This is a genomic window from Clavibacter michiganensis, from assembly GCF_021216655.1.
GTDB classification, from domain to species: domain Bacteria; phylum Actinomycetota; class Actinomycetes; order Actinomycetales; family Microbacteriaceae; genus Clavibacter; species Clavibacter michiganensis.
The window spans coordinates 1,670,329-1,682,456 of record NZ_CP080437.1 but is presented as its reverse complement, the minus strand read 5'-3'; the positions used below and the strand labels follow the sequence as shown (position 1 = coordinate 1,682,456).

The 12,128-nt window shown below is 72.8% G+C and carries 12 protein-coding genes; 4 read left to right on the top strand and 8 right to left on the bottom strand.

Features of this window, described 5'->3' with window-relative positions; translation table 11 throughout:
* The first annotated feature begins 294 nt into the window (after window positions 1-294).
* Window positions 295-615: a hypothetical protein gene (locus tag K0V08_RS07800; RefSeq protein ID WP_079534792.1), complete on the top strand. Its 321-nt coding sequence runs from the start codon at window positions 295-297 to the stop codon at window positions 613-615.
* Complete coding sequence (gene rsmI, locus K0V08_RS07795) at window positions 612-1,427, top strand: 16S rRNA (cytidine(1402)-2'-O)-methyltransferase (protein ID WP_079534788.1); 816 nt, start codon at window positions 612-614, stop codon at window positions 1,425-1,427. Before K0V08_RS07800 ends, rsmI begins: the two co-directional genes overlap by 4 nt.
* A 19-nt stretch (window positions 1,428-1,446) precedes the next feature.
* On the opposite strand, the gene K0V08_RS07790 is transcribed toward rsmI, so the two are convergent.
* The gene (locus tag K0V08_RS07790; protein WP_172401784.1) at window positions 1,447-2,007 is read right to left on the bottom strand and encodes a CGNR zinc finger domain-containing protein; all 561 of its coding nucleotides are present in this window, start codon (window positions 2,005-2,007) and stop codon (window positions 1,447-1,449) included.
* 73 nt (window positions 2,008-2,080) lie between these two features.
* Here K0V08_RS07790 and K0V08_RS07785 point away from each other — a divergent pair, with 73 nt between their 5' ends.
* On the top strand, window positions 2,081-3,046 hold the full coding sequence (locus K0V08_RS07785) for an EamA family transporter (RefSeq protein WP_079534784.1): 966 nt from the start codon (window positions 2,081-2,083) through the stop codon (window positions 3,044-3,046).
* Between the two features lie 18 nt (window positions 3,047-3,064).
* Here the strand turns inward: K0V08_RS07785 and K0V08_RS07780 are convergent, their stop codons facing one another.
* From K0V08_RS07780 to K0V08_RS07760, 5 genes are all read right to left on the bottom strand, one after another.
* Entirely contained in the window at window positions 3,065-4,168 is a 1,104-nt protein-coding gene (locus tag K0V08_RS07780; RefSeq protein ID WP_079534782.1) for an FUSC family protein, read from the bottom strand.
* Window positions 4,169-4,240: 72 nt separating this feature from the next.
* Entirely contained in the window at window positions 4,241-4,900 is a 660-nt protein-coding gene (locus K0V08_RS07775) for a sortase family protein (RefSeq protein WP_227334909.1), read from the bottom strand.
* Entirely contained in the window at window positions 4,897-6,426 is a 1,530-nt protein-coding gene (locus K0V08_RS07770) for a tyrosine-protein phosphatase (protein ID WP_079534780.1), read from the bottom strand. The genes K0V08_RS07775 and K0V08_RS07770 overlap by 4 nt, the downstream gene beginning before the upstream one ends.
* A 268-nt stretch (window positions 6,427-6,694) precedes the next feature.
* Window positions 6,695-7,288: a TetR/AcrR family transcriptional regulator gene (locus tag K0V08_RS07765; protein WP_079534778.1), complete on the bottom strand. Its 594-nt coding sequence runs from the start codon at window positions 7,286-7,288 to the stop codon at window positions 6,695-6,697.
* The gene (locus K0V08_RS07760; protein WP_079534776.1) at window positions 7,285-7,878 is read right to left on the bottom strand and encodes a sugar O-acetyltransferase; all 594 of its coding nucleotides are present in this window, start codon (window positions 7,876-7,878) and stop codon (window positions 7,285-7,287) included. The genes K0V08_RS07765 and K0V08_RS07760 overlap by 4 nt, the downstream gene beginning before the upstream one ends.
* Window positions 7,879-7,902: 24 nt before the next feature.
* Here K0V08_RS07760 and K0V08_RS07755 point away from each other — a divergent pair, with 24 nt between their 5' ends.
* Window positions 7,903-8,490 (top strand): DUF1349 domain-containing protein, encoded by a 588-nt coding sequence (locus tag K0V08_RS07755; RefSeq protein WP_079534972.1) that lies wholly within the window; start codon window positions 7,903-7,905, stop codon window positions 8,488-8,490.
* Between the two features lie 416 nt (window positions 8,491-8,906).
* On the opposite strand, the gene K0V08_RS07750 is transcribed toward K0V08_RS07755, so the two are convergent.
* Together K0V08_RS07750 and K0V08_RS16120 are read right to left on the bottom strand one after the other, a co-directional pair.
* Window positions 8,907-10,319 (bottom strand): MAC/perforin domain-containing protein, encoded by a 1,413-nt coding sequence (locus K0V08_RS07750; RefSeq protein WP_079534775.1) that lies wholly within the window; start codon window positions 10,317-10,319, stop codon window positions 8,907-8,909.
* An 890-nt stretch (window positions 10,320-11,209) separates the two neighbouring features.
* Window positions 11,210-12,115 (bottom strand): GNAT family N-acetyltransferase, encoded by a 906-nt coding sequence (locus K0V08_RS16120; RefSeq protein ID WP_079534773.1) that lies wholly within the window; start codon window positions 12,113-12,115, stop codon window positions 11,210-11,212.
* Window positions 12,116-12,128: the final 13 nt, after the last annotated feature.

The window sequence follows — 12,128 nt, the reverse complement described above, 5'->3', positions numbered from 1 at the left end:
CGATCGGGTGTCCCGAAATGCCCTCGGACACTCCACGCTATTTCGTTGAACGTTCAACGACCGTAGGGCGGGGTGGGCGGAGGAGTCAAATCCCTGCGCGGTGGGATGGGTGATCCCGCGGAGTCGCGCTGGCCTCGGCAGCACGGGCCTCGCCGCCCACGGGTGCCGTGCCAGCATGCATCCGTGCCCCTCCTCGATCCCCGCCGCATCTCCGAGCTCGCACCCGCTGCCGCGGACGCCGGGGTGGCCGCTCACGTGAGCGCGGGCGCCGACGCGCCCGCGGTGAGCTGACCCGTGTTCCTGCGAAGCCGGTCGCGGGGCCGCGAGACCTGGGGCTACGTGATCCTCGGCCTCTTCCTCTGCCTGACGTCGGTGCTGGGCCTCACGGGCGTCCTCGGCGAGCTCACCACCTCGCGCGGATCCACTCTCGTGCTGTTCGGGGTGCCGCTCGGGCTCCTGTCGATCGGCGTCGGCGTGGCGAATGCGCTCCGCGGCTGGGGCGACCCGGGCGCCGAGGGGGTCGAGGACCCCGCGCACGTCGGCGACCGGGCCGGCCTCCCGCGCGAAGGTGGGATCGAGGTCGAGAGCCGGCCGGATGGGATGATCGACCGGTGATCATCCTCGGCGCGACCCCCATCGGCAACCTGGGCGACGCGTCGCGGCGGCTCGTGGAGGCGCTGTCCTCCGCCACGGTGATCGCCGCCGAGGACACCCGCACCACCATCCGCCTGCTCGGCGCGCTCGGCGTCGAGAACCGGCCGCGCCTCATCGCGCTGCACGACCACAACGAGCAGGAGCGCTCGGCCGACCTCGTCGAGCTCGCGCGCGAGACCGACGTGCTCGTCCTCTCCGACGCCGGCATGCCCGCGATCTCCGACCCCGGCTTCCACCTGGTGGAGGCGGCAGCCGCGGCGGGCGTCCGCGTCACGGTGATCCCCGGACCGAGCGCCGTGCTCAGCGCGCTCGCCGTGTCCGGCCTCCCCACCGACCGCTTCACGTTCGAGGGCTTCCTGCCACGCAAGGGCGGCGACCGGCGCCGCGTGCTCCGCGAGCTCGTGCGCGAGCGCCGCACCATGGTCTTCTTCGAGTCGCCGAACCGGCTGCAGGCGTCGCTCGAGGACGTCGTCGCCGAGTGGGGCCCGGATCGCCGGCTCGTCGTGTGCCGCGAGCTCACGAAGCTGTACGAGGAGGTGCGCCGGGGATCCGCCGCCGAGCTCGCCGCCTGGGCCGCCGAGGGCGTGCGCGGCGAGATCGTCGTGGTCGCGGAGGGCGCCGCGGCGCTCGGGGTGGATCTCGCGACGGGCGTGACGCAGGTGCTCGAGCTGGTCGCCGACGGCGCTCGACTCAAGGACGCGGCCGGCACCATCGCCGAGGCGACCGGACTCGGCAAGCGGGACCTGTACCAGGCGGCGCTGCAGGCGAGGTGACGCGGGCCCGGGCCCGCGCCTAGCCGACGGGATCCGCCGCGCGGCGCTCGCGGAACGCGACCATGTTCATCCGGTTGCCGCAGCGCACGCTGCAGAACCGCTTCGACCCGTTGCGGGAGAGGTCGACGAGCACGCCGTCGCAGTCGTCGGCGGCGCATTCGCGGAGGCGGTCGGTGGCGTCGGAGCGCACGACGTCGACGAGGGCCATGGCGGCCTCCACGAGGATCCGGTCGGCGAGCGGCGCGTCCTCCGGCGTCGCGTGCAGGTGCCAGTCGAGGGCGTCGTGCCGGACGAGCCGGGGCGCCGCGTGGTGACGGGCGAGCAGCTCGTTGACGGGATCCACCATGGCGTCGCGGTCGAGGCCCCAGAGCTCCCGGAGGCGCGCGCGGGCGCGGTGCACCTCGCGGAGCTCGCGGTCGTCGCGGTCGAAGCGGCCGGAGAACCCGCTGCGGGTCATCAGGTCGGCGAGCTGCGCCGGGGTCGCCAGCAGGTCGTCGCCGGAGCGGGTGGCGCGCGGGGCCGTGTTGAGGATCACGGCGTCGAACGTCAGCACGTCCTCCGTGTCAGGGGTGAAAAGCAAGTTGACTCCTTATCCATGACGAGTCTAACGTCAGGACCGTAGGCCGCATGGCCCCTGACGAGACGAGCGCACCATGGAACGACGCCACCTGACCACCGGACTCGTCCTCGCGATCGTCGCCGCCTGCTCATTCGGGCTGTCGGGCGCCTTCGTGAAGCCGCTGCTCGAGGCCGGGTGGAGCCCGGTCGCCGCCGTCGCGCTGCGGGCGCTCGTCGGCGGGCTGATCCTCGCGCCCGTCGCGCTCGTGCAGCTGCGGGGCGACCTGCGGCCCGTGCTGCGGGCGTGGCGGCGGGTGCTCGGCATGGCGCTCGTGGGCGTCGCGGGCGCGCAGGTCATGTACTTCGCGGCCATCGAGCGGATCCCCGTCGGCACGGCGATCCTCATCGAGTTCATGGCGCCGCTGCTGCTCGTGGCGGTCGCGTGGGCGATGACGAGGCGACGGCCCGCGGTGCCGGTGCTCCTCGGATCCGTCGCGGCGGCCGGCGGGCTCGCGCTTGTGGTGTCGCCGTCGGGTGGCGGGGCGCTGGATCCCGTCGGCCTCCTCTTCGCGCTCGGTGCGATGGTCGGCTGTGCCGGCTACTTCGCGATAGCGGCCCGGGGCGCCGACGGGCTGCCGCCGGTGGCGCTCGCGGCCGCGGGGCTGCTCGTCGCGGCGGTGCTGCTGGCGCTGGTCGGCGTGACCGGGATCCTGCCGTTCACGGGATCCGTCGCCGACGTCGTGATGCTGGGGAGCGTCGTCCCGTGGTGGGTGCCGATGCTCGTGGTCGGCGTGGTCGCGACGGCGCTCGCGTACGGGGCGGGGATCACGGCGGGTGCCATGCTCGGATCCCGTCTCGCGTCGTTCACGGGCCTCCTCGAGGTCGCGGCCGCCGGCGCCTGGGCCTGGCTGCTGCTCGGCGAGGCGCTGACGGCCCTGCAGCTGGTGGGCGGCGCGCTCATCGTGGCGGGCATCGTCGCGGTGCGGTTCGACGCGCGGGCGGATGCGCTGCCGACGGGCGGCGAGGCGGGCGCGGCGGCCGCTGCTGCGGCGTCGGCCTAGTCGGCGCGCGGATCCGCGCTACGGCGCCGGCGACTCCGCCGCGTCGACCGGCTCGAGGTGCCGCAGCACGCGCTTGAGGTGCATCGCCGTGAGGACGCCGGGCCCCATCGCCCGCCCGAGCTCCTGCGACTGGCGGTCCACCGCCTCCACGAGCAGCCGCACCTGCCGGGCGGCCTCGCCCATCGCGCGGTGGCGCTCGGGGGAGTCCGGGTCGTCGAGGTCGAGGACGCCCGCGACCGCGTGGCACGCGTCGTGGATGGGGGCGGCGATGCCCTGGTCGAGGCCGAGGGATCCGCGCTGCTCCCAGATGGTGTCTGCGAGCGACGCGGACACGTCGCGGACGTGGAACACGATCTGGTCCATCGCCTCCAGCCGGGCGTGGTCGATGCGCACGTCGTGCTTGTTGACGAGCGCGCGCGGATTGCCCTTCCGGCTCTCGTCGGCCTCGGCGAGGTCGGCGCGCACGGCCCGCGCGGTGCCGGCGAGGTCCTCGCTGGCGCGGATCCAGTCGGCGTGCGCGGGCGGGGACTTGGACTCGACGGCGTCCCCGACCTCCCGCAGCCGCTGGGCGACCTCGCGCTGGAACGCGCTGATCCGCGCGCCCGCGGCCCCGCTGGAGAGCTGCGGCGCGATGAGCACGTTGATGATGAGGCCCGTCACCACACCGACGGCCATCTGCACGAGGTAGCCGAGCGAGTACGTGTCGGCGTCCTGGCCGCCGATGATCAGCACGAACAGCGCCGCCATCGGCACGTACTCGCGGCCCGCGCCGAACCAGCCGGAGCCGGAGAGGATCACGCCGATGCCGACGATCACGGGGATCGACCACCACGAGGGGCCGGTGGTGAGGATCACGGCGGTCGCGAGGACGATGCCCGCCGCGAGGCCGAGGAGCGTCTGGAGGCCGGTGCGCGCGGATCCCATGAGCGTCGGGTACATGCTCACGAGCGCCCCGAGCGGCGCGTAGTAGGGGTACTCGTTCGCGACGCCGGGCACGTAGGGCGCGACGGCCCAGGCGATGCCGACCGCGAGCGCGGTCTTGGCGGCGAGCAGCAGCCGGTCGGGGGAGACGGCGGCGTGCCAGGCGCGCGTGACCTCGTGCCGTGCGCTGTCCATGCCCATGTGCCGAGGCTATCGACGCCGGGAGCGCTCGGCCGCATCGGGCGGCGGCCGTCGGGCGCTCCCCGCGCGGGATCAGGCGCGCGTCGCCTCGATCACCATGTCGTCGCGCGACGGGCTGCCGTCCGGGCGCTGGAGGCAGGTGATGACGACGAGGCGGCCAGGGGTGTCCGCCCAGACCTCGGCGTCGTCCGGGAGCTCGCCCTTGGGTACGGCGCGGCTGGATCCCACGGCGTAGTCGACGCCCGCCACTTCGATCACCGCGCCGGGAGCGACGCTCGCGCTGCCCGCCCGGTCGTCGATGAGCAGGTCGCCGGGGCCGGTGCCGCCGCCACGGACCGAGTGCATCACGACGAAGACCGTGCCCGTCGCCGCGTCCTCGGGCGCGACGCCGAGGTCGCGCACGCGGTACGCGGAGGAGAAGCCCGGGGGATCCACGACGCCGCCGACCACGTCGACCGCGCCGAGCGGCACGTCGAGCCCGACCGAGGGGGCACGGAACCGGCCGAGGCCGGAGTCGACGGACGTGGCCGCGTCGGCGCTCGCCGCGGGGGCCGGCACGTCGGCCTGCACCGGGGCGCCCGCGAGGTCGCGCGGGAGGTCGGACGCGCCCGGCCATCCGCCCACCGCGGCCAGCGCGCCCGCGACGACGGCCGCGGACGCGACGACGACCCCGGCGGCGGTGAGGAGCCGCCGCCGGGTCGCCTGGCCAGGCGTCGTCACAGGGGTCGTCACGGCCTGCGCATCGTGGCGCGACGGCGCGCGACCGTGCGGCCCGCGATCGCGGCGAGGCCCGCGAGGCCGAGGGCGGCGAGCGCGAGGCCCGGCCACGGGTCGGCGGCGACGGACGTGCCGCCGGTCGCGACCGCGGGGCCCGCGTGACGCGCGCCGGTCGCGGTCGCCGTGATGGCGGAGACGGCCGCCGCGCTCACGGTGATGGTCGCGGGATCCGAGACCGCCTGGCCCTGCGCGTCCACCAGGGTCAGCGTGTGCGTGCCGGGGTCGGTGCCCGCGGGGATCGTGACGGTGCCCGACGCGGTGCCGTCGGACGACGCGGTGACGGATCCGACGTCGGTCGGCGTCGAGTGCAGGATCACGCGGTACGTCGCGCCCGGCGTGAGGCCGGCGGCGCGGAAGGCGACGGTGCCGCCCGCGGTCGGCGCGGATCCGCCCGGCAGCGCGATCGCCGCGAGCCCGGCCGTGACCCGGTACGTGCGCGTCGTGCGCCCGTCCGCAGCGGTCACCGTGACGGTGACCGTGCGCCCGTCGACCGCGACGGACGACGTGGCGGATCCGTCCGCGGTGGTCACCCGGACATCGCCGGCCGCGAGGGCGGGGAGGCCGACGGGCACGACGGCCCCGGTGGATCCGGCCGCGTCGCCGAGCGGCACGGTCACGCCGCCCACGGTGATGGAGGCCGCTGCCGCGTCGTCCGAGACGAGGAGCTGCGCGCGGAGGGCCGTGATCTCCTGGTCGTCCACGCCGAGCGTGGTGCGGATGTAGGAGTCCATCCCCGCGTAGCGCGACGCGATTCCGGACTCGAAGGTGCCCTGGAGGAGCGCGGGCTTCGCCCAGTCGACGCCGAGCTGCGTGTTGGAGAGCAGGTAGTCGTGGAGGATGTCCGCGCTGCCGACGCCGAGGATCCGGTCGAGCAGGTCGATGACGGTGCCCGTGCGGTCCATGCCGTGCGAGCAGTGGATGAGGATCGTGCCGTTGCCGGTGTGCGACGCGATGGCCTGCAGGATGCTGCGGTACGCGCTGATCATCACGCCCGGGTCCGCCGCGTCGACGCGGCCCTTGTCGATGAGGTCGCGGTACATGACCGTGTCGTCCGGGTAGTCGCCGTCGGCGCCGAACATCGAGATGGCGACGGTCTTCGCGCCCGGGATCGGCACGTCGGGCTTCGCCTGGATCTGGCCGGGCGTGCGCAGGTCGATCACGAGGTCGACGTGGTGCGCGGTCGCGAGCGTCGCGGCGCCGGCGGCGGTGATCTTGTCGAGCGACTCCGTGCGGATCAGCCGGCTCGCGGCGACCGTGCGCCCGTCGACGCCCGTGAACGCGCCGAGCTCGCGGCCGTTGACGAGGCCGGGCACGTCGGTGATGAGGTGGTCGCTCGCGGTGGGCGCGGGCTGGAGCGCGGGGTCGGCGGCGGCGTGCGCGGCGGGCGCGCCGATGCCGACGGAGAGCACCACGGCGGCGGCCGCCGCGGTGAGGGCGCCGATGCGCGCGGGGGCGGCACGGCGGGCAGGGGGGATCGTCACGTTCGTCCTTCTCGAGGGGGGGGATGCGCGCGGGGTCGCGCAGGCCGGCCCGCGCAGGCGCGCGGGAGATCGGCATCAGGATCATGGGGCGCGGTGCGGCGCCGTGCATGAACGGGATGTTCTGCTTCCGTGAACTCGCGACTGGTGGGCGCCGCAGCGCTGACCGCTGAGGTGGCCCGCCACGGCCACGATCCCGGACATCGCGGGATCGACGCTTCCGCGAGGTCCGGCACGAACGGACGATGCCCGGGGCGGGGATCCCGTACCTCTACGACCTACCCCGTCCCGTCGGCGCGGCCGGAGATCCCAGGATGCGCCGCACGGCCTCGCGGACGAAGGCCTCGTCGGGTGGCTCGGGATCGAGCGCGCGGTGGATGCTGAGCCCCTCGACGAGCGCGTCGAGCATGCGCGCGGTCACGGGGTCGACACGCTCCTCGAAGGTCGCGCGGCTGCGGGCCATCCAGGTCTGCGTGATGGTCCGGTACTCGGGTCGGCGGGCGGCGAGCGTGTAGAGCTCGTGGGTGAGGACGAGGACGCGCTGCGTCCCCAGGAGGTCGCGCACGATGACGTCGACCACGGCGGCCTCCGTCTCCTCGGTCGTGCGGGCGCCGCCCATGCGGTGTCGCATCCGCTCCGCGACGCGGTCGGCGAAGCGGGTGAACGCCTCGTGGAGCAGGTCGTCCATGCCGTCGAAGTGGTAGGTCATCGAGCCGAGCGGGACGTCGGCCGCGGCGGCCACCCGGCGGTGCGTGGTCCCGTCGACGCCGACGTCGGCGATGACGTCGAGGCACGCGTCGATGATCCGGTCGCGGCGGTGGGGATCCGATCGCCGGGGTGCCCGTGTCGGAGTCGGGGCCGTCATGGTCGGGGTGCGATCTCGCGGATCACCCGGGCGGGGTTCCCGACGGCCACCACGCCCGCGGGGATGTCGCGGGTCACGACCGAGCCGGCGCCGATCACGCTGTCGTCGCCGATGCTCACGCCGGGGCAGACGATCACGCCCCCGCCGAGCCAGACGTTGTCGCCGATGGTGATCGGCCGGGCTGCCTCGAGCCTGTCGCGGCGGGGCTGCGGGTCGATGGGGTGCGTGGGCGTGAGGAGCTGCACGTTCGGCCCGATCTGGCAGTCCTCGCCGATGGTGATCGCGGCGACGTCGAGGGCCGTGAGGTTGCAGTTGACGAACGTGCGGGCGCCGATGCGGATGTTCTCGCCGTAGTCGACGAAGAGCGGCGGCTTGACGAACGCGTCCTCGCCGAGCGATCCGAGCAGCTCCTCGAGCAGGGGGCGCGCGGCCACTTCGTCCTCGACGGCCGCCCGGTGGTACGCGTCGGCCAACCGGACGGCGCGCTGCGCGATGCGGGCGCTCTCGGGGTCGTCGGCGATGTAGAGGTCGCCGGCGAGCATCCGCTCCCGGTTGCTGCGGTCGTCTCCGGCGAAGTGGTCGGTTGCCATGTGTACAAGCGTACACTCGTGCGCATGAGCGACATCGACTGGAACAGCGGCTCCTGGACGAACGCGCCCGCCCACGTGGCGGTCGCCGACGACGGCATGCGCGTCACCGCCGTCGAGGGCAGCGACGCCTGGCGCATCACCTCCTACGGCTTCGTGCACGACACCGAGCACGCCCTCCTGGTGCCGTTCGACCAGGGCGCGGCCATGGAGGTGTCGTTCCGGCTCGACCTCTCCGCCCAGTTCGACCAGGCCGGCATCTTCGTCCGCGTCGACGAGAGCACGTGGATCAAGGCCGGCGTCGAGCGCAGCGACGGCGAAGACGGTCTCGGCGCGGTCGTCACCCGCGGCATGTCCGACTGGTCGCTGGCGCCCGTCCCCGACTGGCGCGGCCGGCTCGTCACGATCCGCGCCAGCCGTTCCGGCGACGCGCTGACGATCCGCGCCCGGGTGGACGACGAGCCGTGGCGACTCGTGCGGGTGGCGCCCCTCGACCCCGATGCCGCCGTCACCGCGGGCCCGATGTGCTGCGCGCCGACGCGCGAGGGTCTCACCGTGCACTTCACCGCGTGGCTGATCGGGACGGCGGACGCGGGCCTGCACCCGGACGACTAGGGGTGCGGCTCGCCGCCGCGCCACCAGCGGCTGGCTCGGGGCGGGAAGCCCATCCCGGCCGCACGCGGCGGATGGGCGCACGGATCGGGGTCGGATCCGCTTCTCCGCTCCGCCCGAGGACGACGCGACGTGCATCATCCCACCGGGCGCCGGAGGGGGCTCGCGCGAGCAGCGGGTGCTGGCGACGAGAATCCATGGCCCGAGCCCGCTCCGTGTGGATTGCGGATCAACGTGCTCGCGCGACCGAGCCCGCCGCTCCGGGCGGCGGGCTCGCTTCATGTCCGGTCCCGTCGACGGGCCTGACGGCCCGTGTCCACGGAGGGCGTCAGCGGCCCGGCATCGGACCGACGGACGCTGGCGGCTGGCGCCCTCGTCGCGCATCGGAGCCGGGGCAGGAGAGGGTCAGGCGTGCCGGTTCAATTGGCGTAGGCGATGTAGACGTAGTCGCCGCCGGCCCCCTTGTTCAGATCCCCGGGAAGGGTCTTGTAGCCGTAAGGCGCGGGCACGAAGCTGTCGTTGCCACCGATCACCCGCACGTCGAGAATGTTCTCGTCCGTGCCGTATTCGCCCTGCTTCATGCAGAGGAACACGTCATCACCGCCTGCGCCTTGGTTGAGATCGACGTTGATCTTCGAGTACCCGTCCGGCACCTTGTCGCCGTTGTAGATCACCTGCATGGCTTGAAGCACGCGCTTCGGCTTCCTCAATCCGGAGACCGGCACCTTGTGCCAGCAGAGATAGATGAACTTTCCGCCTGCGTGCCTGTTGAGGTCGTAGTCGTCCTTCGTGTAGCCGTCCGGTACATGGGGCTGATCGTCGTTGCCCACCACGACGGTGAGGTCATCGACCACGTCGGGGAAGTGGGACAGTTCGAGCGAACGCGCGGGTGCCCACTTGTCGTCGAAGTAGGACTCCAGGATCTTCCCCCGCTCCGGCGTCGAGCAGAGAGTCCACACGCCGGTCAGGGGCCGGGTTCCGTCGAAGCGGACGATGACGGGGTTCTGGGCGACGGATGCCGACCACTCGTCGTACTGCACGCGGCCGTCGAATACGCGTGAGGCGAGAGCCGGGTTCCCACCGAATGCATTCTTCACCGTGTTGGAGCTCGAAGCGAACTGCGAGAGCTGCGAGGCGTACTTGATCTTGTCCTCGTTGCTGATCTGGCCTGTCACCGACTTGTATGACAAGTCCGCTGTGACCGAGATCGAGAGCGTCCTGTCCACGGTGAGCTTGTTCACGGAGGAGGTGAACAAGGTCTTGCCGCCGATCAGCATCCCGGAGAGGTAGAACGCGCCCCACGTGTCGAGGAAGCCCTTGTACTCCGCCTGCTCTTCGCTCGTCGATGCTGCCGCGGGGAGCCCGTCGAGGGCTTCCAGGAAGCTGCCGCTGAGGAGCTCTCGCAGCTTCTTGCTCGGAGGCAGGCCGATCGACCACAGCTTGACGACCTGCTCTACGCGGGAGAACGCGTTCTCCGACCTCCGCATCGAGCTGGAGCCGAACTGCGTCTCCAACGAGCCGCTGAAGAACATGTTGGATCCCGAGACCGCCACGGACGCGGCGAGGCTCTGCTGGTATTCCTCGACGGTGTTGCCGTAGATGGAGACGTATTCGCTCCCCGCGACGCCTTCAGCGTTCATCAGCTTCGGGATCCTGTACTCGGTTCCGTTGATCTCGGTGGTTCCCCATTCCGCCTTGCTCCAATCGAAGATCTGGAATATGGCGGAGTCGTTGGTGGCATCGTCTCCGAACACGTCGTACGTGGAGCCGGTCAAGCTGACCCCTGGAAGAATGCGTGGAGTGTCGGTTTCAGTCACGAAGAAGTCAGACATGAGCTCTCAATCGAGGTGGAGGGGTGCCTGGATGCATGAGACGTCCAGCAGTGGACCGGCGGGATGGGCGGCCCTTGATGTGTACGATCCGCTCTCGGCGCGGGAGCGTCAAGGCCCCCGATTCGGGTGCGATTTCGAGACGTCAAGGCCCCCGATTCGGGTCCTATTCCCGGTGCGCAGGAGCCCCCGATTCAGGTGTCATCTCGAGGAGCGCAGGCCCCATTCGGGAGCGCGAAAGACGCAGAGACGGCGTGACGGATGCGAATGCGATCGGTCCTCGGCGCAGCGCGGACCAGCATGATCGAGAGGGGACGGCGTTCGCATGGAGCATGGAATCGCAATCGAGGCTGATCAGGAGGTCCGAGCGTCCAGCTCGGGAGCCGGGCATGGTGCGCTTCTGCCGTGGCGTGCGAGTCCTCTCCGGCGTCGCGGTCGAAGCCGAGCGGGCTGGCGCAACCGTCGGGAGGCCGAGGCGGGGTGCCGCACCTGACCTGCGGCATCGCCGGAGAGGACCGTGCGGGCATCGGCTTCGTGCACCACCGATCCGGGCCATGGATGCGACGAACCCGATCTGCTGATGCGTGGACAGTCCCTACGTGTAGCCGGCCGGAATCGCGGACATGCACGCCGGAGGAGCCCGTGCGTCGGCGGGCTGATCGGACGTGTCCACGAGAGAAGGGCCGGCGCGTCGAATTCGACGCGATCTCTCGTGCCCGCATCCGCTCTCGAGCGTGGCGCAGGCGGCCGCCGGCGCCACCGCATCCAGGAAGGCAGCCCTCGGCACCTCCCGTCACAGTCAGCTTCCCGTTCTCAGGGTCCGCCAGAGCGTCCGATCCCGTTTGGCTGTCTGGCAGGCGAGCGGGGAACAGATGTGGGCCTGCGTCAGGTCATCAGCCGCGGAGCGCGACGAGCCACGCGTCCACCGCGTCCTCGCGCTCGACGCGGAACCCCGCCCGCTCGTAGAGGCGCCGCGCGGCGCTGCCCTGGAGCACGTCGAGGCGGAACGGGCGGCCGTCGTCGTGCCGGGCGATGAGATCGCGCAGCACCTCGCCGCCGATCCCCGCGCCCTGCAGGGCGGGATCCAGGTAGAAGTGCTCGATCCAGTGCGCGTCGGGCTCGTCGCGGCGGGCGATGAGGCCCGCGTCGCGGCCGCCGACCCGGATCACCCACGTGCGCTCGGGTGCCCATCTGTCGAGGAAGCGACGGCGGACCCGCACCGGATCCCACCGGCCGAGCCGCTCGAGGTCGGGCCGGAGCACGACGGCGCGGAGCTCCGCCATCCAGGTCGCGTCGTCCGGGAGGGCGGGGCGGAGGATCCAGCGGGGGAGCGGCCCGGGCGCCTCCCGCAGGTCGCGCTCCATGCAGACGCTCGTCGGATCCGCCGCGTACGGCCCGAACCGCGGCACGTGCCGGTAGCCGCCGCGCTCGTACATCGCGATGGCCGCGGTCTGCGGCAGGCCGGTCTCGAGCCGCATGACGTCGGCGCCGAGCGCGCGGGCCCGGTCCTCGGCGGCGACCAGCAGCGCGCGTCCCACACCGAGGCCGCGCGCCGCGTCCGTGACGAACACGCGCTTCAGCTCCGCGGATCCGTCGCCGCCGTCGACGACCGCCGCCGTGCCGAGCGCGCGGCCGTCGACGCGCGCCACGAGGAACGTGACGCCGGGCCGCTCGAGGTCGCCGACGTCGAGCGCGTGGTAGTTCTCGGCCGGGTAGAGGGCGAGAGCGAAGTCGTCGGCCTGCCGCAGCAGCGGCAGCACGTCGTCCTGTCGCGGGGACTCCGGGGTGACGGTGAGCACGCCCCAGCGTAGG

Excerpts from the sequence above, each read along its gene's own strand:
- K0V08_RS07785 (WP_079534784.1), top strand. The coding sequence starts at position 2,081 with ATGGAACGACGCCACCTGACCACCGGACTCGTCCTCGCGATCGTCGCC.
- K0V08_RS07780 (WP_079534782.1), bottom strand. The coding sequence starts at position 4,168 with ATGGGCATGGACAGCGCACGGCACGAGGTCACGCGCGCCTGGCACGCC.
- K0V08_RS07765 (WP_079534778.1), bottom strand. The coding sequence starts at position 7,288 with ATGACGGCCCCGACTCCGACACGGGCACCCCGGCGATCGGATCCCCAC.
- K0V08_RS07760 (WP_079534776.1), bottom strand. The coding sequence starts at position 7,878 with ATGGCAACCGACCACTTCGCCGGAGACGACCGCAGCAACCGGGAGCGG.
- K0V08_RS07755 (WP_079534972.1), top strand. The coding sequence starts at position 7,903 with ATGAGCGACATCGACTGGAACAGCGGCTCCTGGACGAACGCGCCCGCC.
- K0V08_RS07750 (WP_079534775.1), bottom strand. The coding sequence starts at position 10,319 with ATGTCTGACTTCTTCGTGACTGAAACCGACACTCCACGCATTCTTCCA.